The 21,594-nt window shown below is 71.4% G+C and carries 22 protein-coding genes; 8 read left to right on the plus strand and 14 right to left on the minus strand.

All coding sequences use genetic code 11. The features are described from left to right. Positions 1–68: 68 nt before the first annotated feature. Both WA640_RS04115 and WA640_RS04120 read right to left on the minus strand, forming a co-directional pair. On the minus strand, positions 69–494 hold the full coding sequence (locus tag WA640_RS04115; RefSeq protein WP_106366117.1) for a GNAT family N-acetyltransferase: 426 nt from the start codon (positions 492–494) through the stop codon (positions 69–71). A 15-nt stretch (positions 495–509) separates the two neighbouring features. After that, the gene (locus WA640_RS04120) at positions 510–1,211 is read right to left on the minus strand and encodes a DUF2306 domain-containing protein (protein ID WP_335986220.1); all 702 of its coding nucleotides are present in this window, start codon (positions 1,209–1,211) and stop codon (positions 510–512) included. A 92-nt stretch (positions 1,212–1,303) separates the two neighbouring features. Between WA640_RS04120 and WA640_RS04125 the strand changes: the two genes are divergently transcribed. Both WA640_RS04125 and WA640_RS04130 read left to right on the plus strand, forming a co-directional pair. After that, positions 1,304–1,978 carry a MerR family transcriptional regulator gene (locus tag WA640_RS04125; RefSeq protein ID WP_335986221.1) on the plus strand — a complete coding sequence of 225 codons (675 nt, stop codon included), beginning with the start codon at positions 1,304–1,306 and terminating at the stop codon, positions 1,976–1,978. A 338-nt stretch (positions 1,979–2,316) separates the two neighbouring features. Then, the gene (locus WA640_RS04130; RefSeq protein WP_335986222.1) at positions 2,317–2,856 is read left to right on the plus strand and encodes a thioredoxin family protein; all 540 of its coding nucleotides are present in this window, start codon (positions 2,317–2,319) and stop codon (positions 2,854–2,856) included. Between the two features lie 8 nt (positions 2,857–2,864). On the opposite strand, the gene WA640_RS04135 is transcribed toward WA640_RS04130, so the two are convergent. Then, the gene (locus WA640_RS04135) at positions 2,865–4,043 is read right to left on the minus strand and encodes an amidohydrolase (RefSeq protein ID WP_335986225.1); all 1,179 of its coding nucleotides are present in this window, start codon (positions 4,041–4,043) and stop codon (positions 2,865–2,867) included. Positions 4,044–4,141: 98 nt separating this feature from the next. Between WA640_RS04135 and WA640_RS04140 the strand changes: the two genes are divergently transcribed. Continuing rightward, positions 4,142–4,879, plus strand: a complete 738-nt coding sequence (locus WA640_RS04140; RefSeq protein WP_335986227.1) for a GntR family transcriptional regulator — start codon at positions 4,142–4,144, stop codon at positions 4,877–4,879. Here the strand turns inward: WA640_RS04140 and WA640_RS04145 are convergent. The 4 genes from WA640_RS04145 to WA640_RS04160 form a co-directional block, all read right to left on the minus strand. Continuing rightward, a complete protein-coding gene (locus tag WA640_RS04145) occupies positions 4,814–5,407 on the minus strand; it encodes a Maf family protein (protein WP_335986229.1) in 594 nt (197 codons plus the stop codon). The genes WA640_RS04140 and WA640_RS04145 overlap by 66 nt on opposite strands. Continuing rightward, on the minus strand, positions 5,404–5,613 hold the full coding sequence (locus tag WA640_RS04150; RefSeq protein ID WP_335986231.1) for an acyl-CoA carboxylase subunit epsilon: 210 nt from the start codon (positions 5,611–5,613) through the stop codon (positions 5,404–5,406). Before WA640_RS04150 ends, WA640_RS04145 begins: the two co-directional genes overlap by 4 nt. Before the next feature lie 4 nt (positions 5,614–5,617). Beyond that, the gene (locus WA640_RS04155) at positions 5,618–6,613 is read right to left on the minus strand and encodes an NYN domain-containing protein (protein ID WP_106366111.1); all 996 of its coding nucleotides are present in this window, start codon (positions 6,611–6,613) and stop codon (positions 5,618–5,620) included. A 238-nt stretch (positions 6,614–6,851) separates the two neighbouring features. Continuing rightward, positions 6,852–8,435 (minus strand): carboxyl transferase domain-containing protein, encoded by a 1,584-nt coding sequence (locus WA640_RS04160; protein ID WP_106366183.1) that lies wholly within the window; start codon positions 8,433–8,435, stop codon positions 6,852–6,854. A 33-nt stretch (positions 8,436–8,468) separates the two neighbouring features. Here WA640_RS04160 and WA640_RS04165 point away from each other — a divergent pair, with 33 nt between their 5' ends. The 3 genes from WA640_RS04165 to WA640_RS04175 all read left to right on the plus strand — a co-directional run bounded on the left by WA640_RS04165 (position 8,469) and on the right by WA640_RS04175 (position 10,926). Continuing rightward, a complete protein-coding gene (locus WA640_RS04165; RefSeq protein ID WP_335986233.1) occupies positions 8,469–9,266 on the plus strand; it encodes a biotin--[acetyl-CoA-carboxylase] ligase in 798 nt (265 codons plus the stop codon). An 18-nt stretch (positions 9,267–9,284) separates the two neighbouring features. Continuing rightward, a complete protein-coding gene (locus tag WA640_RS04170) occupies positions 9,285–10,286 on the plus strand; it encodes a hypothetical protein (protein ID WP_335986235.1) in 1,002 nt (333 codons plus the stop codon). A 115-nt stretch (positions 10,287–10,401) separates the two neighbouring features. Then, positions 10,402–10,926: a PH domain-containing protein gene (locus tag WA640_RS04175; protein WP_335986237.1), complete on the plus strand. Its 525-nt coding sequence runs from the start codon at positions 10,402–10,404 to the stop codon at positions 10,924–10,926. A gap of 65 nt (positions 10,927–10,991) precedes the next feature. Here the strand turns inward: WA640_RS04175 and WA640_RS04180 are convergent, their stop codons facing one another. Both WA640_RS04180 and WA640_RS04185 read right to left on the minus strand, forming a co-directional pair. Then, positions 10,992–11,507 (minus strand): GtrA family protein, encoded by a 516-nt coding sequence (locus WA640_RS04180; protein ID WP_335986238.1) that lies wholly within the window; start codon positions 11,505–11,507, stop codon positions 10,992–10,994. A 49-nt stretch (positions 11,508–11,556) separates the two neighbouring features. Then, positions 11,557–14,034 (minus strand): sigma-70 family RNA polymerase sigma factor, encoded by a 2,478-nt coding sequence (locus tag WA640_RS04185; RefSeq protein ID WP_335986239.1) that lies wholly within the window; start codon positions 14,032–14,034, stop codon positions 11,557–11,559. 367 nt (positions 14,035–14,401) lie between these two features. Between WA640_RS04185 and WA640_RS04190 the strand changes: the two genes are divergently transcribed. Together WA640_RS04190 and trmB are read left to right on the plus strand one after the other, a co-directional pair. Further along, complete coding sequence (locus WA640_RS04190) at positions 14,402–15,235, plus strand: hypothetical protein (RefSeq protein ID WP_335986240.1); 834 nt, start codon at positions 14,402–14,404, stop codon at positions 15,233–15,235. A gap of 54 nt (positions 15,236–15,289) precedes the next feature. Then, positions 15,290–15,979: a tRNA (guanosine(46)-N7)-methyltransferase TrmB gene (trmB, locus tag WA640_RS04195; protein ID WP_335986241.1), complete on the plus strand. Its 690-nt coding sequence runs from the start codon at positions 15,290–15,292 to the stop codon at positions 15,977–15,979. 2 nt (positions 15,980–15,981) lie between these two features. Here the strand turns inward: trmB and WA640_RS04200 are convergent, their stop codons facing one another. The 5 genes from WA640_RS04200 to WA640_RS04220 all read right to left on the minus strand — a co-directional run bounded on the left by WA640_RS04200 (position 15,982) and on the right by WA640_RS04220 (position 21,444). Then, positions 15,982–17,211 (minus strand): deoxyguanosinetriphosphate triphosphohydrolase, encoded by a 1,230-nt coding sequence (locus tag WA640_RS04200; RefSeq protein WP_442904684.1) that lies wholly within the window; start codon positions 17,209–17,211, stop codon positions 15,982–15,984. Positions 17,212–17,265: 54 nt separating this feature from the next. Further along, positions 17,266–19,071: a hypothetical protein gene (locus WA640_RS04205; RefSeq protein WP_335986244.1), complete on the minus strand. Its 1,806-nt coding sequence runs from the start codon at positions 19,069–19,071 to the stop codon at positions 17,266–17,268. Positions 19,072–19,194: 123 nt separating this feature from the next. Continuing rightward, entirely contained in the window at positions 19,195–19,953 is a 759-nt protein-coding gene (locus WA640_RS04210) for an MBL fold metallo-hydrolase (RefSeq protein ID WP_335986245.1), read from the minus strand. Beyond that, positions 19,950–20,762 carry a glutamate racemase gene (murI, locus tag WA640_RS04215; RefSeq protein WP_335986246.1) on the minus strand — a complete coding sequence of 271 codons (813 nt, stop codon included), beginning with the start codon at positions 20,760–20,762 and terminating at the stop codon, positions 19,950–19,952. The genes WA640_RS04210 and murI overlap by 4 nt, the downstream gene beginning before the upstream one ends. Positions 20,763–21,009: 247 nt before the next feature. Continuing rightward, a complete protein-coding gene (locus tag WA640_RS04220; protein WP_335986247.1) occupies positions 21,010–21,444 on the minus strand; it encodes a hypothetical protein in 435 nt (144 codons plus the stop codon). Between the last annotated feature and the right edge of the window lie 150 nt (positions 21,445–21,594).

Here is a 21,594-nt window from a genome sequence, read left to right on the forward strand (position 1 = left end):
TAGCGCGCCCGTGCGACGCCCGTCCGCCGATCATGGACCGGCGAGTGCTCGGACACCCTGCGAAGGCGTTAGGGCCGCGCGTCCCAGACCCGGTACATCCACGAGTAGTCGTCGCCGATGTCGTCGAACCCGAACTGCCGGTAGAGGCCCTGCGCGTCGCCGGTGGCGAGGAGGATCCGCTTGAGGCCCATCTCCTCGGCATCGGCGACGATCCGCGTCATGAGCAGTTTGCTGATCCCCTGCCCGCGCACGGAGCGGTCCACGAACACGTCGCTGAGCCACGCGAAGTAGGTCCGGTCGGTCACGAGCCGCCCGAACGCGACCTGCCCGCCGGGCCCGTAGACGCCGTACGGGAGCGAGTGGTCGATCGCGCGGTCCATGTCCTCGCGGGTGCGGCCCTTCGCCCAGTACGTGTCCGTGGAGATGACCTGGTGGACCCAGTCGCGGTCGAGCCGGTCGGGGTCGGTGGAGATCTCGTACGCTTCGCTGCCCATGCTGCTCCCTCGTGGTCAGGCCTCGGCCGTGCTCACAACGACGTTGCTCCGGTTCCGCTTGCGCCGCAAGTAGATTTCCATGAATACCACGTTGAGCACGATCGAGGAGACGACCGCCGAAGTGTAGGCGGTGTCGAACAGCGGCTCGAAGTCCCCGCCGTAGTACCCGTCGAGCAGCGGCAGCTGGAGTGCGATGAACAGGCCCAGGTAGACCCGCAAGTTGACCGCGGCGAAGGTCGCCGCGAAGTTCCGCAGCATCCACTCCTGGTGCGACGCGAAGTCCCGCGCGCGCACCGCGCGGTAGGCGCGCAGCGCCGAGTAGAACCACCACACGTCGAGCAGCACGAAGGTCGCCATGGGGATCGGCCCGGCGGTGGTGAGGAACGCGACGACGATCCCGCTCAGGCTGGCGGGCAGGACCCCCGCGAGGAGGTAGGTGCGGCCGAGGATCCGGTGGACCTTCGGGTGGTTGCCGCGGATCGACGCGAAGAACTGGAACGGGCCCACGAGCAGCGCGATCCCGGCGGTGGCGGCGTGGACGACGAGAAACGGGAGGTGGAACGGCACGTCCTCGCGGATGCCGACGCGGGAGTCGACGTCGGGCACGAGGTAGGCGGGCACGGCGTACAGGACGATCGCGACGCTGAGGATCGCGACGATCAGCACGGCGGCCCGGCCTTTGCGGGCGGCGGGCGGACGCCCGAGGGTGGCGGTCATGGGGGTGTCTCCTGGTGTGAGTTTCACTATCGATAGTGAAACTATCACTTGAGACGAGCCGGAGTCAACGCCGCTTCGGGTAAGAAAGACCCATGCGAATCGGAGAGCTCAGCGCCAGGACCGGGGTCCCTGCGGCCACCATCAAGTACTACGTGCGCGAGGGCCTGCTCTCCGGCGGCGAGCGCCGCGGCCACAACCAGGTCGAGTACGGCGAGGAGCACGTGCGGCGGCTGCGGCTGGTGCGGGCGATGGTCGAGGTCGGGTCGGTCCCGATCGCGAAGGTCCGCGAGGTGCTCACCGAGATCGAGGACCCGCGCCGGGACCTGGACTCCACTCTCGGCGTCGCCAGCCGGGCCCTGTCGCAGCACAAGGTCCCGGCCGAGGAGCCCGCGGCGGTCGACGTCGAGACCGCGAAGGCGATCGTCCGCGGCCGCGGCTGGAACGCGGTTCCACTGGAGCACGGCTACGTCTGGACGCTCGCGGACGCGATCGGACGGCTGCGGGAGCTCGGACTCGCGGACATGGTCGACATGACCGGCGAGTACGCGCGGGCGGCCGAGATCGTCGCTGAGTTCGACCTTGCGCTGCTCCAGATGCGGAGCGACCGCGACGAGATTCTGGAGGCGATGGTCGTGGGGACCGTACTCGGCGACGCGATCTTCGAGGCGCTGCGGCGGATAGCGCAGGTCGAGGTGTCGTCGCGGGTATACCCACCGGCACAACGGGAATCAGTGCAAGACGAAGAAGATTCGTCCACTGGGGAGTGACTCCGGGACCGCACTCCCCTCCCCACCACCCCGTTCCATGCACGAATGACAATGTCTGCACTTGTCGGGTTTTTGACTTCGCAAGTCGATTGGGTGGTTCTAGGCTTATTCCAACGCCCGGTAATGGCGCGGCGGCGAGCTTCCAAGCCTGCTCGACAAGCGACTTCGCCGCCATCACCAGGAGGCCGTCCGCCGAAGTGGGGTAGACGGGCGGCCCGCGGCGGGGTCCCGACTACCTGGCCCGGGGCCCCGCCGCCTTTTCGTTTTGCGACGGTTGAGCCCGGGCACTCCAATCTCTACGATGGAACCCACCGCCTAGCTCTGGAGTGCGATTTCCCGTGGCCCTCAACTCGTCCATGGTCCCGCTCGGCACGGCCGCGCCGGACTTCTCCCTTCCGGACCTCGACGGCGAGGTGCGGTCGCTCGAAGGCTTCGAGGCGCCCGCGCTGCTGATCGCCTTCGTCTGCAACCACTGCCCCTATGTGCGCCACATCGAGCAGGCCTTCGGCGCGTTCACCGCGGGCCAGGCCGACCTCGACACGGTCGCCGTCTGCTCCAACGACACCGCCTCGCACCCCGAGGACGGCCCGGCGGGGCTCGCCGAGCAGGTCGTGCGCGCCCAGTGGGCGTTCCCGTACCTGATCGACGAGTCGCAGGAGGTCGCCCGCGCCTACAACGCGGTCTGCACCCCCGACTTCTTCCTGTACGGCCCGGACCGCAAGCTCGCCTACCGCGGCGCGTTCGACGGCTCGACCCCCGGCAACGGCGTGCCCGTCACCGGGGAGTACCTGGCGTCGGCGATCGAGCGGGTCCGCAAGGGCGAGCCGGTGCCCGAGCCGCACTACCCGTCGATGGGCTGCGGCATCAAGTGGCGCTAGGGGAAGCGCTAGACGAGTGAGCCGTTCCGGGCGACCACGCGGCCGCTCTTGACCACGAGCGTGCGCGGGCGGTGCTCCAGGACCGCTTCCGAAGGCGTGCGGCCGGGCACGGCGACCAGGTCGGCGGTGTCGCCGACCGCGAGGCCGTAGCCGTCGATCTTGAGCAGGCGCGCGCCGCCGAAGGTGGCGGCCTCAAGGGCCAGTTCGATGTCGGCGTCGCGGCTGAACCCGGCGTTGCGGGCGAACCACTGGGTGCGCTGGAGCATGTCGCCGGTGCCGTAGGGGCTCCACAGGTCGCGCACGCCGTCGTTGCCGATGCCCATGGTGACGCCCGCGGCGTCGAGCTCGCGCAGCGGCAGGATCTTCTTGGGCGCCACGGAGGTCAGGCCGATCCTGAGTTCGGCGAGGTCGGCGATGAGGCGCTCGCGGGTGGCGTCGTCGGCGTCGCAGAGGGCGAAGGCGTGGCTGATGACCACTTTGCCCGCGTATCCGAGGGCGCGGGTGCGCTCGATGATGAGGTCGAATTCGCGGATGCCGAGGTCGCCGCCGTCGTGGAGGTGGATGTCGATCTCGGCGCCGTACTGCGCGGCCAGCGCGAAGACGAGGTCGAGGTGGGTCTCGGCGTCGAGGTCGAACCCGGCGGGGTCGATGCCGCCGATGGACTTGACGCCGGCTTTGAGGGCCTCTTCGAGGAGTTCGGCGGTGCCGGGGCTGACGAGGATGCCGGTCTGGGGGAAGGCGACGAGTTCGACGTCGATACGGCCTTCGAGGCGCAGCACGCCTTCGAGGACGGCGTCGACGGCGCCGATGCCGATGCCGGGGTCGATGTCGACGTGCGAGCGCGCGTGGGTGGTGCCGGAGGCGACCATGTTGGTGAGGAGGGCGGTGATGAAGTCGGGGTTGGGGACGCCGAACTCGGCGCGGCGGTCGCGGCCGTACGCGATGGCGGCGGCGAGGCCGGGGCCCGCGGTGCGGGGGACCCAGGGGCCGCCCCAGAGGGTCTTGTCGACGTGGGCGTGGGAGTCGACGAGGCCGGGGACGACGACGGCGCCGTCGAGGTCCTCCACCTGGGCGCCTTCGGCTTCGAGCGAGTCGCCGAGTGCGGCGATGCGGCCGTCCTTGACGAGCACGTCGGTGCGTCTGTCGCGGCCCCAGAGCCGGGCGTCGCGCAACAGGAGGTCGGTCATGGTGTCGGTCCTTTCCTCACGGTCCCCGCCGTTAACGGTATACCACTATCCTGGACCGTATACCGTTGACGGGCCTCCGTCCACCTCCGAGGAGCACCATGAGCCGAGCCGACCAGGTCTACCAGGCGCTGCGCGAGCGCATCGTCACCGTGGGGCTGCGCCCGGGCGCGCGCCTGATCGAGCGCGACCTCGCCGCCGAGTTCGAGGTCTCCCGCATCCCGCTGCGCGAGGCGCTCCAGCGGCTGGCCGCCGACGGCCTGGTCACGGCCGTGCCTGGCCAGGGCAGCATCGTCACGGTGCCGACGCCGAAGGACATCGCGGACCTGTTCGACGTGCGCGCAGGGCTCGAACCGGTCGCCGCGCGCCTCGCCGCCGCCAACGCGGCGCCCGAGGACCTGCTGAAGCTCCAGGCGTGCGTGCTCCCCCGCGACCGGGCCGACTCGCGCACCGAGGCGAACGCCGCGTTCCACCGCGAACTGGTGGCCGCCGCGCGCAACCCGCTGCTCGCGCAGATCATGGAGCCCCTCGAAGCGCGGATGCGCTGGGTCTTCCACCTCACCGTCGAGCGCGACCCCGAGCGCCAGCGCCAGGAGCACGCCGAGCTGCTGGAGGCGCTGGTCGCGCCGGACCCGGACCGGGCCGCTGCGGTCGCGCACGCGCACGTGGAGGACGGCCGGGCGTTCACCCTGGAGGCGGCCCGCAGGTGGCAGCTGGAGGCCGTCGACGCCTACGAGGCGACCCGCACCAGGCGCCGCCGAGTCGACGTGGAATTACCGCCAGAGCTGGTGGAGCGCGATCTCCAGTTCGCCGAGCATGTTGCGCAGCAACGGCATTGAGAGGCCGATCACGGTTCCGGGGTCGCCGTCGATGCGGTCGATGAACGCGGAGCCGTAGCCGTCGAGGGTGAAGGACCCGGCGACGTGCAGCGGCTCGCCCGTGGCGACGTACGCGGCGATCTCCTCGTCGGAGACTTCGGCGAAGTGGACGGCGGTGCCGGAGGCGCGCACGATCTGGCGGTCGGCGGCGGTGTCGATGAGGCAGTGGCCGGTGTAGAGCGTCCCGTTGTTGCCGCGCATGCGCTTCCAGCGCGAGGCGGCCTCTTCGGGGCCGTCGGGCTTGCCGAGGATCTCGTGCCCGAAGTGGAGCACCGAGTCGCAGCCGAGGACGAGCGAGCCGGGGCTGACCTGGTCGAGGACGGCCTGGGCTTTGAGTTCGGCGAGCGCGTTGGCGAGGTCGGCGGGGTCGTGGCCCATGACGCGGGACTCGTCGACGCCGGAGACGATGACGATCGGGTCGATCCCCGCGGCCTCCAGCAGCGCCCGTCGCGCAGGCGACTGCGACGCGAGGACGAACGGCCGGGTCAACGCTCGGTCCCCCGGCGGGCCGGGACGGCGGTGTCGCGCCAGGAGCGGCGCACGCGCAGCTTCAGGCCGGGGTTGGACCAGGCGGCGCGGCGGGCCGGCGCCTCGGACTCCTCGGCGGGCCGCGGGAGCGCGGTGATGAGGCCGACCAGGGCGGCCAGCTCCTCGTCCGTGGGGTTGCCTCGGAGGACCTTGAGCTCCAGTCCCATCGTGCTACTCCTCGTCGTAGTCGAACTCGCGGTGCACCCGCTCCCAGAACCCGTCGCGGACCCAGATCCGCGCTTCGGGGTGGTCGCGTAGAGAGTAGCCGAGTTCCTTCTCGGCTTCCACCAGCAGCTCCTTGTCGATGACGGTGGGGAGCTGTGGCCCCGGCAGGAGGTCCGCTATGTTGTCGGCGCCCCTGGTCAGGAGCCACTTGTGGCCCACGTACTCGCCGATGGAGCGGACGGTCTCGGGGTCGAGCTTCTCGCCGGTCTGCGTGGTGCGCACGAATTTGGGCCGCGCCGACTCCGCTTGCGCGAGCGCGTCGGCGGCCGTCATCGTCACGGCCACGGACTGGCGGGTGCCGAAGACCATCGCCGGGTTGGGGACGGTGGGCGCGGGCTGCGCCATGGGGGCGCCGACCATGCCGTGGGTGGCCGCGGCGGCGGTGCCGCTCTTGGTGAAGTAGGCCTTGAGCTCCTCGGCCTCGATGGTCTCGACGGTGTCGGACTCCCAGACGAGGCGTTCGGCCTGATTGGTCCCGTAGGGCGGCTCGACGCCCCAGAGGTGGACGCGCACGCCGTAGGCCTGCGCGACCTCGACGGCCGGGACCATGTCCTCGTCGCCCGCGAGGAGGATCGCCTCGTGGATGGCGCGGTGGCGGGCGAGCAGTTCCAGGTCGGAGCGGATCTGCGCGTCGACGCCCTTCTGCTGGCCGCGCGAGTTGAGGTTCCCGAGGCGGACCTTGACGTAGTCCATGTTGGCGATCACGCGCTGGTCCACGGTGGGGACCCGGTCGCGGGCGGCGTCGAACCAGTACAGGCGCAGCAGCTCGCCGTCGGAGAGGCGGATCGCGGCGCGCTCGATGAGGGACTTGATGAGCTTCTCGGCGTCGACCCGGTAGTCGCGCCTGGAGGTGGCGTCGAGCAGGAGCTCCGCTGCGGCCGCGTAGAGGTAGCCGACGTCGATGAGGATCGCGTACCGCCGGGACGGCAGTCCTGGAAGCATTCCTCCGATTGGTGTCATCGCCCACACTCCCGATATCCGGCGGGACGTTTCGTCCCGCTTTCCCCAGCTGTATAGACGGTACCCGGATCGGACCCCTGGGTTGGGAGTGGTGCACGCCGCTTCGGCGGGAAATGCGGTTTCCCCCGGTAGCCGGGGTGGGAGCGCAACGGGACGCGCGGGCCCCTCACCGGTTCGGGTGACCGGAGGACGTGAGGGTCCCGCGCGTGCCGCATGGGTCCTAGAGCGGGATGTTCCCGTGCTTCTTCGCGGGGAGCTCGTCGCGCTTGGAGGCGTTCATGCGCAGGCCGCGCACGAGCTGCGCGCGGGTCTCGCGCGGCTGGATGACCGCGTCGATGAGGCCCAGCTCGGCCGCGACGTACGGGTTGTTCAGCTTCTCCTCGTACTCCGACATCAGCTCGGCGCGCTTGGCCTGCTCGTCGTCGGCCTTCGCCAGCTCGCGGCGGTACAGGATGTTGACCGCGCCCTGCGAGCCCATGACCGCGATCTCCGCGGTCGGCCACGCCAGGCACAGGTCGGCGCCCACGCCCTTGGAGCCCATGACGCAGTACGCGCCGCCGTAGTCCTTGCGGCACACGACGGTGAGCTTCGGGACGGTGGCCTCGGCGTACGCGTAGATCAGCTTCGCGCCGCGGCGGATGATCCCGTCGTGCTCCTGCGAGGTGCCCGGGAGGAACCCGGGGACGTCGACGAACGAGATGATCGGGATGTTGAACGCGTCGCAGAACCGGATGAACCGGGCGGCCTTCTCGGAGGCGTCGATGTCGAGGCAGCCCGCGAAGTGCATGGGCTGGTTCGCGACGACGCCGACTGGCTTGCCGTCGAGGCGCCCGAAGCCGGTGAGGATGTTCTTCGCGAACAGCGCCTGCGTCTCCAGGAACTCGCCGTCGTCGAGGACGGACTCGACGACCTTGTGCATGTCATACGGCTGGTTCGCGGAGTTCGGGATGACCGTGTCGAGGGCCAGGTCGTCGGCGGTGATGTCGAGCTCGAAGTCCTTCGACTCGTACGCCGGGGGCTCGTCGAGGTTGTTCGACGGCAGGTACGACAGCAGGTGCTTGACGTATTCGAGCGCGTCGTCCTCGTCGGAGGCGAGGTAGTGCGCGTTCCCGGCGACCGCGTTGTGGGTGCGGGCCCCGCCCAGCTCCTCCATGCCGACGTCCTCGCCGGTCACCGCGCGGACCACGTCCGGGCCGGTGATGAACATGTGGCTGGTCTGGTCGACCATCACGGTGAAGTCGGTGATCGCGGGCGAGTAGACCGCGCCGCCCGCGCACGGGCCCATGATGAGCGAGATCTGCGGGATGACCCCGGAGGCGCGCACGTTGCGGAAGAAGATGTCGGCGTACCCGCCGAGCGAGGCGACGCCCTCCTGGATGCGGGCCCCGCCGGAGTCGGAGATGCCGATGATCGGGCGGCCGGTGCGCAGCGCCAGCTCCTGGATCTTCGTGATCTTCTCGCCCGAGACCTGCCCGAGGGACCCGCCGAGGACGGTGAAGTCCTGCGCGTACACGCACACCTCGCGGCCCTCGATGGTGCCGTACCCGGTCACCACGCCGTCGCCGTAGGGCCGGTTGGCCTCCATGCCGAAGCTCGTGGAGTGGTGGCGCCGCAGGCTGTCGAGTTCGACGAACGACCCCTCGTCGAGCAGTTGCTCCAACCGCTCGCGCGCGGTGCGCTTGCCCTTCTCGTGCTGCTTCTCGATCGCCCGGGGGTTCCCGGTGGCCGATTCGGAGAGGCGCTCGGCCAGGTCGGCGAGCCGCCCGGCGGTCGTGTGGAAGTCGATGTCGGTCACGCTTCGGATCGTATCGGCCCGCGCGGTGGCTACGCTATTGCCGTGAGCACACCGACGAGAAAGCCACTGGACCGCGACGCCCTGTGGTCGCTGTTGTCGGAGAAGTCCGACTTCTGGACCCGCCTCGACGTGGTCCCGGTCACCGGGTCGACGAACGCGGACCTCGCCGCCGCCGCGAAGCGCGGGGCCGAGCAGGGCCGCGTGCTCATCGCCGACGAGCAGTCCAGCGGGCGCGGGCGCCTCGACCGGCGCTGGGAGAGCCCCGCGCGCGCCGGGCTCGCGATCTCGTTCCTGCTGCGCCCGAAAGCACCCCGCGAGCAGTGGGGGACGCTCGGCCTCGCGACCGCCGTCGCGCTCGAAGAGGCCCTGCGCGCCGTGTGCGGGGTCCACGCGAAGCTCAAGTGGCCCAACGACGTCCTCATCGGCGGCCGCAAGGTCTGCGGCATCCTCGCGCAGGCCGAAGGCGACGCCGTCGTCGTCGGCGCCGGACTGAACGTGTCCCTCACCGCGGAGGAACTGCCCGTCGAGCAGGCGACCTCGCTGCTCCTCGCGGGCGCCGCGACCCTCGACCGGGAGCTCATCGCCGCGACGTTCCTCGCGCACGTCGCGGCCGTCTACCGCACCTGGGAGGACCAGGGCCCCGGCCACGTGGTCGCGCGCTGGGAGGAAAACTCCGACACGCTGGGGAGGCGGGTCGCGGTATCGTTCCCGAACGGCCGCAACCTCACCGGCCGCGCCGTCGCCATCGACGCCGACGGCCGCCTACAGGTCGACCCGGGCGACGGACCGGTGGAGACGGTCGCCGCGGGCGACGTCGTCCACCTGCGTCCGCGGGCGTGAACCCGAGGGAGTGGCGCATTGACCGACCCGGAGCATCCGAACGCCCCGCATCCAGGCACCCGGCCGGCCCGGCAGCCGCCGGGCGCGACCGGGCTCGACCCTGAGTCCGAGGCGCTCTACCGCCTCCTGCTGACCCGGTCCGAGGCCACGGTGGCGCAGCTCGCCGCCGACGCCGCGCGCTCGGTCGACCACGTCCGCGACGTCCTCGCGCACCTCGTCGACGAAGGATTCGCGACCATGGTCGCCGACTCGCGGTTCCGCGCCGTCGGCCCCGACGCCGTCCTCGGCGGCCGCATCGCCTCCCAGCTCGGCGAGGTCCTCGGCGAGTACGAGGCCCTGCGCGAGCTCCTCGGCATCCACCGCGCCGGCCCCGCCGACCCCGGCGGCGGCCAGTGGGAGGTCGTCACCGGCGCCACCGCGATCCGCTCGCGCATCCGCCAGCTCAAGGCCGCCGCCGAGCGGACCCTGTGCACGTTCGTGCGCCCGCCGATGGTCCTGCCCGTCCCCGAGGACCGGCTGCACCAGGACCTCCAGGCCCGCGGGGTCGTCCACCGCATCCTCTTCGACCGGGCCGTCCTCGACATCGACCCGTACGCCGACTACGTGCGCCACGCCCTCGAATCCGGCGACGAGGTCCGCTTCGCCAAGCGCCTGCCGCTCAAGGTCCTCATCGTCGACGACCGCACCGTGTTCATGGAGGAGCCCGGCGGCGAGCGGCCCCGCGCGATCGTCACCGGCAACCGGTCCATCGCCGGGCTCGCCGCGACCCTCTTCGAGCAGCTGTGGACCGCGGGCGTGCCCGCGACCACCGCCGCCGAAGGCGGCGTGCGCATCGACGAGGACGACGCGGTGCTCCTCGGCCTGCTCATCGCGGGCCTGACGGACCAGTCCATCGCGTCCAAACTGGGCATCGGGCTGCGCACCGTGCAGCGGCGCGTCCGCGAGCTCATGGACCTGGCCGATGTGGACACCCGCATCCAGCTCGGCTGGCACGCCGCGAAGAACGGCTGGGTCCCTTAGTCCCCCGGGCGGGGTCGCGCAATCGTGGTCACGGGGCCGGTGACGAAGTGTTGTACTGTGCTTTTGAACATTCGTACCGCCCCCGGCCCGTATTTCTCACTCCTGGAGGTCCGCAGTGGGATATCCCGACGACCAGCTCGCCCGTGACGAGGTTGTCAAGCTCCACACCCACCCGCACTGGAAGGAAGGCGTCGCCCCGGTCCTGTGGTTCGTGGTCTTCCTCGCGATCGGCGCCATCGCCGTCACCTACACCGCGAAGCTCGACTGGGACGGGAAGATCTGGCTGATCCTCGCCGAGGTCGTCCTCACCATCGTCCTGCTCGTGTGGCTGTCGGTGATCCCGTGGATCCGCTGGCGCTCCACCCACTACGTCATCACCGACCAGCGCGTCATGTGGCGCGAGGGCCTCGTGACCCGCGAGAGCCGCCACATCCCGCTCGCCCGCGTCAACACCGTGTCCTACACCCAGAACGTCTGGGAGCGGATCTTCGGCTTCGGCGACATGAACATCGACTCGGCCTCCGACGAGGGCGAGATCAACCTCATCGACGTCCCGAGCGTCGACAAGACCAAGGCGCTGCTCTACCAGCTCGCCGAGGACGACCGCTCGCGCCGCGCGAACCAGGGCGACGGCTCCTAAAGCCCGTAGAACGCAATGGGGCCCGCACGGCAGGTGCGGGCCTTCTGCTTTGCGCGCCTTGAGCCTCAGGCGCCGATCTGGGCTTCGGCGAGCTTCGGGGTGCGGAACACCCACGTGCGGTACGCGAAGAACCGGAAGATCGTGCCGAGGCCGACGCCGAAGAAGTTCGCCGCCAGGTTCACCGCGAGCGGGTTGTCGAAGTACTGCGGCCACACCTGCGCGAGGCCGCTGTTGGCCCAGATGCACGCCAGCGAGATGAGCAGCCCGATGCCGTTGAAGAAGAAGTAGAGCCCGTACTGGCGGTGCGCGGCGGCCGTGCCGCGGCGCTCGCGCCACGTCCAGTGCCGGTTCCCGAAGAACGCGACGGTCATCGCCACGACCGAGGACAGGATCTTCGCCCACCAGTAGGACCAGTCCATCCCCAGGTACGCGAGGTTGAACAGGCCGAAGTCGATGATGTAGGCGGTGCCGCCGACGCCCGCGAAGCGGATCAGCTCGCCCGCGTGGCGCTTGAGCAGCCCGGTCGTGCGGGCGACGAGGCCGCGGCGGGGCGCGGACGTCGGGGTGTCGGTGGTGGTCATCAAGCGCCAGGATACCCGCCGCGGGACCCCCGCGGGAGGGCCGAACGGGTTACACGTGCGGCTGCGCGACGGCGACCACGCCGACGATGAACGGGTCGTCGCCGCGCTCGAAGCGGATCACCCCGGCCTGGCCGGTGTGCGCGGTGTAGACCTGCACGTCGACGCCGAACGCGTACCAGTTCGGGTTGTCCACCGCGCCGTTCGCGTAGCACGAGGCCGCCTGGCCCAGGTGCTGGTCGCCCGCGGAGACGCTGTCGCCGCGGCGGTTCGCCGAGCCGCCCCACAGGGTCGCCGCGATGTCGACTTCCCCGCCGTTCTCGATCTCGATCTCCGTGTCCGCCGCGTCCGCGCCGTCGTAGACCGCGACCTCCTTCTCGTCCGCGCCCGGCTCCGCGTAGACCACCGTGAGGGACCAGCCCGCCCAGTGCTGCTCCGCGATGCAGTGCGCGTCCGCGCCGATCGGCCAGGTGCCGCAGTCGGAGGTCGGCAGCTGGTGGTTGTCCGTCGAGACCCAGTACTCGCCGCCGCCGCTCACCAGGCCCGTGACGTCGGCGAACGCCTGCACGCCGGGGGTCGTGTCGGTGACCGAGTCGGCGGACAGGGAGGTCCAGGACCCGCCCGGCCCGTGCAGCGACACCTCGGTCGGCAGGTCCTCGTGGGCGCCCGCCCAGTACAGGCCCGCCCATTTCACGGTGGCGCCGCCGGGGACGTCGAGGACCGCGCCGGAGGCGGCCTCGCCCTCGCGCCCGGCGGGCGCGGTCTGCGGCTTGTACGACTTCATCGGCCAGCGGTCGCCCGCGCCGAGCAGGGTGGCCTCCCGGCAGCCGGGGATCGAGCAGGTCATCCAGGTGTTCCCGGAGGCCGTGACGCCGGTGGCGTCGAGGCTCGCGTACCCGACGGTGGACCCGGCCGGGGCGATCGGCACCTGGAGCCGGGTCGTCCCGGAGATCCCCGGGCCGTCCACGGTGACCTCGAAGGTCTGGTAGCCGGAGACGTCGTCGGCGATATTGATCCGCAGGTTCGCCTCCGCGGGGGAGGGCATCTCGGGGATCGTGCAGTGCACGGCGTCCCCTTCGACGCAGGTCCAGCCGGGGTCGGCGGTCTCGGAGGCGAGCGTGATCCCCGCGGGGAAGACGATGTCGAGCGTGACGCGGTCGGTCGAGGCCGCCTGGCCGTGGCCGACGACCGCGGACTCGGCGGTCCGCTCGGTGCGCGGCGCGTAGGCGCCGCCTGAGTTCTCGGGCGCTTCGAGGCGGATCGGCAGCACCGCTTCGCCTCCCGCGACGAGGCCGCTCGTGCCGAGGCCGTGCGCGATGGCGTACGCCGCCGGGTCCTCCTCGTCGGGCGCGGGCTCCTCCGCGGGATCGTCGGGGTCCGGTTCGGGCTCGGGGTCGTCCGGGTCCTCCTCCGCGGGGTCGTCGGGGTCGGGGACCGGGTCGTCCTCGGCCTCGGGGCCGGGGTCGGCGGGCTCGGTGACCGCGGGCTCGTCGGGCGCGGCCTGCGGCGGCTCCTCCTCTTCGCCGGAGGTGAGCGCGAAGACCGCGACGGCGGCCACGACCGCCACAGCGGTGCCGGTGGCGACGGTGCCCTTCGTGCCGAGCTGCTGCGCGATCCGGCGCATCCAGTTGAACACCCTGATGAACGGCGCGGCGAAGAACGCAAGCACCCCGCCGACGGCGAGCCCCGCGGCCGAGACGGCGCCCGCCGCGAGGTACGGGCTGGCGGTCTGGCCGAGGAACACCCAGGCGATGACGACGCGCAGGCCGGAGTTCAGCTCGGTCAGCTCCGCGAACAGGAGGTTGCAGGTGACGCACGAGTCGAGGTGGTCGTCGACCTTCTGCATGTCGCGCTCGCCGAGCTTGCCGCGCACGCGAGCGCCCAGGCGGTCGACGGTCCAGCGGCACTCCTCGCGCGGGGAGTCGGCGGCGTGCTCGGTCAGGTAGTTCTGGCGGAGCTTCTCGCGGGCCCGGTACGCGAGCGCGGACACCCCGTTCGGGGTCATGCCGAGCATGGTGGCGATCTTGGCCGGGGAATCCTCCTCGACCTCGGTGTGCCACAGGACCATCCGCCACCGCTCGGGGAGCTTCCCGAAGGCGAGGGCGGCGTAGCGGCGCTCCTGGCCCTCGACGGCGGGGTCGACGTAGATCTCGCCGGAGTCGTGGGGCGAGAGGTCGTCGGTGAACTCGACCTTCTTGTCGCGGCGCACGCGGTCGTAGAAGGTGTTGCGGAGGGTCTGGAGCATGTAGGGCCGGAAGGCGAGGTCGGGGCCGCCGCCTTCGCGGAAGGTGTGGAGGAGCTTCGCGAAGGTCTCGGAGACGAGGTCGTCGGCGCCCGCGGGGTCGCGGCTGAGGATGCGCGAGAGGCGGCGGGCGGCGTGGACGTGGCGCTCGTAGAGGACCGCGTAGGCGGTGGTGTCGCCGCGGCGGGTGGCCGCGATGAGCTCGGGGTCGGAGAGCGCGTCGGGGGCGTCGCCGGGGGCGTCGGGTCCGGGGCCGCGCGGATCGCCGGCGGGGACGGTCTCGGGCATCGTGCGCCGGTGCTCCTTCCTGGTTGCGCCGAGCTCGTACGATCGGGGGGCTCGGAGGCGTCTCGCGTGCGAGGCGTTCGGGTCGACTTGATTGGAGGAGTTCTCGCTGTCTCCCTTGGGTTAACGATCGAGTCGGCCTCCGGTTGCGCCCCGTGCGGCCGACGTTCGGGCAGGCAGCGAACAGGACATTTCTCGGAGTTTAGGGCAAAAACCCGTCATAGTCGTGAATTGTGATGCGATTGTGACCAGGTGTGATGGTATTGGGACTTCCCGCCCGGGTTCCAGGCAACTGTCGGAAATACGTCAGGCCATTGCGTACCGTGGGACGACGCATGGTGTGATGCAGACGACGCGAAGGAGGTGAGCGATGCCCGCATCGGTACTGCTGGCGCTTCTGGTCGGAACCGCCCTGCTGGCCCTGACCCCGGCCCTGGTGCGCCGGTACGACCCCGACGAGCGGATGATCGCCGACCGCGCCTCCTCCGACGCCCGCGTCCTCGACCGCGACGGGCACAGGCCGCCTCGTCCCGCCTCGCACCGGACCGTCCCGCTGGACGATTCCCCCGCGCTTTCAGAACCGGGCGAAACGGACGACCCGTACTCAGATCCCGTTGACTCCCAACGATCTCACGGCGTTTCGGGCGCCCGCGGGTGGGAGCGGCGCGGCGCTCGCAGCGGCGGGTCGGTACGGTTGGTGTCCGACCAGTCGTTGACCGGCGAGGACCCCGAGATGCACGAGCAGGCCAGGCTCCGGCAGATGCGCGCCGAGTGGTGGCGGCGGCGACACCGCCGCATCCTCTACGTGCTCATAGCCCTTGCGCTGCTGGAGCTCGCGGGCGTCGCCATCGCGGGGCCCGGGTTCTGGATCGGCGCGGGCCTGTCGCTCGCGGCGCTGGGCGCTTACGTGTGGTTCCTGCGCGAGCGCGCGAAGCGCCTGCGGCCCAGGCGACCCAAGGCGATGATCACCGCCGAGCCCGAGCACGAGGAGGTCGGCCCGCCGACGTACGTGCCCGAGCAGCCCGACGGCGACTACGCGGGCGACGGCGGGTACGTCGAGGAGGACACGCGCGAGTCGTTCCTGTTCGCGGAGGACGATGACGACGAGCCCGCTCCCCCGCCGCGGCCGGACCCGCGGCGCCCCGACGGGCCCGCGGGCGTGCGCGGCCGCTCCTACGAGGCCCCCGCGAAGCTCGAACGCTGAAGCGGGTCGTTCGGGGGCAGGTCACAGCGGTCGCACCGCTAGACTTGCGCGGTTATGCCTGACGAGGAATCCCAGCACCGCCACATCCTGACGTTCAACTTCCGCCAGGGCCGCAACAAGCCCCGCCACGACGAGGCGTTCGCGCGCCTGTGGCCGCGCTACGGCCTGGAGTGGACGCCCGAGGACGGCCGCATCGACACCGCGGCCCTGTTCGGCCGCACCGCGCCCCTGGTGCTGGAGATCGGCTCGGGGAACGGCGAGGCCGCCGCCGCGATGGCCGACGCGGATCGGGACCGGGACCTCCTCGCCGTCGAGGTGTACCCGCAGGGGATCGCCGACCTCATGGACCGGGCCGAGGAGCGCGGGCTCGACAACCTGCGGATCTACCAGGGGGACGCGCTGCCGCTGCTGTGGCGCGGGCTCGCGCCGGAGTCCCTCGACGAGGTCCGCGTGTACTTCCCGGACCCGTGGCCGAAGAAGCGCCACCACAAGCGCCGGATCATCCAGGCCGAGCACGTGGCGACCCTCGCGGGGCTGCTGCGCTCGGGCGGGCTGTTCCACTGCGCCACCGACATCGCCGACTACGCGGAGCAGATGCTCGACGTGCTCACGGCGGAGCCGTCGCTGGAGAACACCGAGGACGGCTTCGCGGCCCGCCCGGAGCGCCGGCCCGTGACCAAGTTCGAGCGGCGCGGCGTCAAGGCCGGGCGCGACATCTTCGACCTGGTGTTCCGCAAGAAGTAGGGTCAGGCCGCGGTGAGGCGGCGGTGCCAGGACTGGGCCGACGCGTCGGTCAGCGACGCGACCTGGTCGATGACGGCCCGCAGTCTCGCGGCGTCGTCGGCGGCCCGGTGCCACAGCTCCGCGAACATCGGCTCCATCGCCTCGGGCCCGCGGTCGCACAGCAGCGCCACGAGGTCGTGGAGGATCTCCCGCTGGAGCGTGTACCAGGACTCGTCGGTGCGCGGGCGCATCACGTACCGCCAGGCGATCCCCTTGAGCAGCGCGCACTGGATGCGCTCGCGTTCGGGCACGACCAGGTCGGCGTCGTAGCGGCGCAGCGGCCCCTCGCCGAACCGGTCGCGGGTGGCGCGGACCGCGCCGTTCACGAAGCGGCCCACCATGTTCGAGGTGAAGTCCTTGAGGACGACCATCGCGGCGAACGAGCCGTCGTAGTCGTGGAGCCCCTCGGTGACGGGGTCGCGCAGCAGGTCGCGCAGGGCCTCGCCGAGGGCCGCGGTGGACTCGTCGGAGTAGCGCCCGGCGACGTCGGCGCAGACCGCGGCCTGCTCGTCGGCGTCGTCCATGAGCTTCGCGAGGTTGATGTAGCCGCCGTGGAGGCCGTCCTCGACGTCGTGCACGGAGTAGGCGACGTCGTCGGACCAGTCCATGACCTGCGCTTCAAGGCAGGTGACGCCTTCGGGGACGCCGCCGCGGACCCAGTCGAAGACGGGCCGTTCGTCCTCGTAGACGCCGAACTTGCGCACTCCGGGCCGGGCGGGCCACGGGTACTTGCAGGTCGCGTCGAGGGAGGCGCGGGTGAGGTTGAGGCCCGCCGACCCGCCGTCGGGGCCGACCACCTTCGCTTCGAGGCGGGTGAGGACGCGGAGGGTCTGGGCGTTGCCCTCGTAGCCGCCGCAGGGCCCGGCCACCTCGTGGAGGGCGTCTTCTCCGTTGTGGCCGAACGGCGGGTGGCCCAGGTCGTGGGCGAGGCCGGCGACGTCGACGACGTCGGCGTCGCAGCCGAGCGCGGACCCGAGCTCGCGGGAGATCTGGGCGACTTCGAGGGAATGGGTGAGGCGGGTCCGCAGGAAGTCGTCGGTGCCCGCAGTGTGCACCTGGGTCTTGTCGGCGAGGCGCCGGAACCCGGCCGAGTGGAGGAGCCGCGCGCGGTCGCGCTGGAACGGCGAGCGCGTCGAGCCGGGCTCGGGCACGAGCCGCGCCGCGGACGGCCAGCGCTTGGCCAGCGGGTGCAGAGCGGGATCGGTCACGCTGTCGAGCCTAGCGCGACCGATCCCTTGTGCTCGCGGTTAATCCGTCAGGTACAGGCGCAGGACGCCGGTGCCGTCGCCCCCGTCGGAGCCGTGGGCCCACGCGAAGGCCGAGAGCGCTTGGGCGCCTTCGAACTCGTCGGGGAAGGTCTCGGCGGCCGCGGCGAGGTCGACCCAGACCGCGACGGCGGACTGCTCGGGTGCGGCGGCGGCGAAGTCGCTGAACCGGGAGTCCTCGCTGAGGGTCCCGGACGCGGTCTCGCTGCCGGTGTAGGAGATCTCGGAGCCGTCGGCGGTGACGCCCTCGGGGAGTTCGGCCCCTTCCTCGGTGAGCGACTCGTCGATGAGCGCCTGGAGGTCGGCGGCGCGGTCCTCGGCGAGGTGCGCGGAGGCGAGCACGGAGTCGGGGTTCATGCCCTCCTCGGCGTCGAAGTCGCCCGCGAAGGAGAGGTCGGCCCCGGCGAGGAGGTCGGTGAACTCGGTGACCATGGCTTCGATCTCCTCGGCGGAGGGGCCGTAGTCGTAGTCGTCGGAGTCGTCGACCCACGGGTCCTCGACGGTGCCCGCGGTCCAGTAGCGGGTGTCGAGTTCGAGGTAGCGGGTCTCCTCTTCGGCGGTGAGGGTGCCGTTGTAGTAGCCGTCCTGGAGTTCGAGGTACTCGGTGTACTCCTCGGCGGTGAGCGGGTCCCCGGCGGGCTCGGCCGGTTCGGCCTCGGCGTAGTCGTCGACGCCGTAGAGGCCCTCGTAGGCTTCGAGCCATTCGCTCGTGAGGTCGCCGATGTTCTCGGGGATGTGCGCGGTGGCGGCGACGTCGGCGGCGGGCAGCTCGCCCATGTTCGCGAGGAGGTCCTCGGAGCCGGTCCACGGGTCGTCCTCGCCGCCGAAGAGGCGGTAGGTCAGCTCGAAGCCGTCGTCGAACGCGGAGAAGCCCGCGATGAGCTGGCCGGAGTAGAACTCGGAGAACATGTCGGCGTCCTCGCCGGTGAGCTCGGCGAGCTCGGCGACGGACTCCATGTCGACCCAGTAGACGGCGAGCTGGTCGCCGTCGAGCCAGGCGCGGGCCTCCTCGTAGGAGGAGGACGCGGAGAGCGGCTCGGACCCGGCCTCGGACTTCGCGGCGTCGAGCGCGGCGGCCGCGCCCGTCTCGCCGACGACCATGAGGACGTGGTCGTCCTCGACGGCGTAGGCCATCTGGTCCTCGTCGACGCCTGCGGCGGCGCGGAGGTTCGCGAGGCCGTCCTCGGCGGCGCCGGCGTCGGTGCTGGCGAGGCTCACGACCGCATAAGGCTGGCCGTCGTACTCCCACATGGCGACGCCGTGGCGGCCGCCGAGCCAGGAGCTGAGGTCCTTCTCGGCGTCGACGCCTTCGAGGCCGGACTCCTCGATGAGGTCGGCGAGGAGGTCGTCGGTGGAGTCGTAGTCGAGGTCCTCGAACTTGGAGAGGTGCTCCAGGAGCTTCGGGGTCTGGTCGAACGACGGGTCGAGGTTGAGCTCCATGTACATGCTCGCGGAGGCGGGGAAGCTCTCGGCCGGGTCGGGTCCGCCCTTGAGGACGAACTTGAAGAGGACCACGGCGCCGACGGCGGCGAGGAGGACCACGGAGAGGATCGTCGCGATGGCGACCTTCGCCCCGCGCCCGCCGCGGGGCGGGGGCGGCGGTGCGGGCGTGTACGCGCCCGGCGGGAGGTACGGGGGCTGCCCGGGCGCCTGGGGCGCACCGGCTTCCACGTACGGGACCGGCTGGGCGGGGCCCGGCTGGTAGTACTGCTGGGGCGCGGGAGGCTGCTGGTACGGGGGGCCGCTGGGCGGTCCCTGGTACGGCGGGGGGCTGGGTTGACTCGACATCCTTCGACGCTACGGCGCGCGTGCAACAGCCGTATCCCGGGAACGTGCCAAACCGGCCTCAGCGGACGGTGACGCGCCGCTTCAGGGCCTGGTCGCGCCAGAAGGCTTGGACGCTCGGTCGCTTCAGAACTCGAAGACCTGGCCGGGGCGGACGACGTCCACGGGCCCGGTGTAGGCGGCCTTGGCCTCGGCGAGGGTCGCTTCGCGGGAGTTCCACGGCTCCACCAGGTGGGTGAGCAGGAGGCGTCCGGCGCCGGTCTTGGTGGCGTACTCCCCCGCCTCCTTCCCGGTGAGGTGCACGTCCTTCGGGTTCTCGCGGCCCTCGATGTAGGACGCCTCGGCGAGGAGCACGTCGCAGTGCGCGGCGAGGGTCTCCAGGGCCTGGCAGGGCCCGGAGTCGGAGGTGTACGCCAGGGACGACCCGGCGTGCTCGACGCGGATGCCGTAGGTCTCCACCGGGTGCGCGACCCGGTCGACGGTGATGCTCAGCGGGCCCAGCTCGAAGCTGCCCGGGGCGAGCTCGCGGAAGTCGTAGACGTCGCGCAGCGACGGGTGGCACAGCTCGCCCTGCCCGCCGTAGGCGGCGACGATGCGCTCGCCGACCCCGGTGGGCCCGTACATGGGCAGCGGCTCCTTCGGGGCCTCGGGCGCGTATCGGCGCATGACGGCGTAGGCGCACGCGTCGAAGAAGTGGTCGGCGTGCAGGTGGGTCACGATGACCGCGTCCACCAGGTGCGGATCGAGGTGCTTCTGGAGCTCACCGAGCGATCCGGTGCCGAAGTCGATCAGCAGCCGGTAGCCGCCCGCCTCGACCAGGTAGGCCGAGCAGGGCGTGTCGGGCGCCGGGAAGGAGCCGGCGCAGCCGATGACCGTCAGTTTCATGGCAGATCCACCTTGTCCAGTACGGCTGCGGCCGCGCTCGGGAACAGGTTCCCCAGGAACCGCCTTGAGGTCCTGGTGAACGCCTCCGGGTCCCCCGTGGCGAGGAACCGGTGCGCGGGCGGGACGTCGCTGGCGGTCAGCAGTTCGCGCTCGGTGAGCACGCGGTAGAGTTCGCGGGCGCACTCGCTCGCGGAGTTCACCAGTGTCACGTCCTCTCCCATCACCAGTCCTATGAGTCCCGACAGCAGCGGATAGTGGGTGCAGCCCAACACGACCGTGTCGACGTCGGATTGCTGTAGCGGCTCAAGGTACCCCTGGGCGAGGCCTAGGAGCTGTCGGCCGGTTGTCACACCGCGTTCCACGAAATCCACGAACGCCGGGCAGGCGACGGCGGTCACCTTGACGTCCGGGACGGCGTTGAAGGCGTCCAGGTACGCGCCCGACGAGATCGTGGAAACCGTCCCGATCACCCCGACCCGGCCGGTCCGCGTCGTGGCGACGGCGCGGCGGACGGCGGGCCGGATGACCTCCACGACGGGTATGTCGTAGCGGTCGCGGATGTCGGCCAGGCTTGCCGCAGAGGCCGAGTTGCAGGCGATCACGAGCGCCTTGACCTCCTGTTCGACCAGGTGGTCGCAGACGTCGAGGGACAGCTTGCGGACCTCGGCGATGGGCCTGGGACCGTACGGGACATGGGCGGTGTCGCCGACGTAGACGAGTCGCTCGGCCGGCAGCAGTTCGCTGATCGCCCGGGCGACGGTCAAACCTCCGACACCGGAGTCGAAGATCCCGATGGGCGCGTCGTTCATGGGCTCCGAGAGTACGTCCAAACCGCCGTTCAGCGCCCCTGCTCGCCACGGGAATGTCGCCAAAATGACAACGTGGCGCTCGCCACATTTTCGCTGGACGCAAGCGGTTTTCGTCGCCCCCGGGGCGAACGATCGAGGGGCGGTCCCACCCGAGGGAGGGTTCCCCACCCTGGGCGGGAGCGTGCGCGCGCCCCGCCTCCGCCGGGCGCCCGGCCGCTCCGCGCCGGGCCTCTCCTGCCGGTCGGGCCTAGGCCCGGAGCATCGCGAACGCGGCCAGGAGCGTCACCGTCGAGGCCGCCATGAAGATCCACGGCACGCCCTTGAAGCGCACCGTCGCGAACGCCATCATCGCCAGCAGCATCCCGACGACGCCGACGGAGATGAACGCGGGCGTGAACCAGTCCGGGCCGTCCCCGAACACTTTGAACAGGCCCACGATCGCGGAGGCGACCCCCGCGAGGACGAGCACGAGCGCCCACGCCGCGACGCCCGCGAGGCGGCGCAGCCGCACCTCCGGGGAGTCGGCGCGGACCTTCGGCGGCGCCGGGTCGACCGGGATCGACAGGCCCTGCCGTGGAGCCGGCTCCGACTCCGGTTGCGGTGCAGCGCCTTGGCGCGGGAGCCCACTGGCCGCGCCGTTCGCCGCGCCGATGGTCAGGGTTCGCTGGTCGCCGGTGGTCATCCGCCCAGGCTAGCAACCCACTGAGGACTGCTCAGGAGTGGACTGGAGCGGTGCGGCGCGCTGCGCACGGCGAGCGGCCGCGGTACGCGCGACGGGCAGACGCGGTACGCACGACGGGAAGCCGGGCCGGGTGCCGTCGCAACCCCGTGT

The sequence above is a fragment of the Glycomyces sp. MUSA5-2 genome (genome assembly GCF_037034145.1).
Taxonomy (GTDB): domain Bacteria; phylum Actinomycetota; class Actinomycetes; order Mycobacteriales; family Micromonosporaceae; genus Glycomyces; species Glycomyces artemisiae.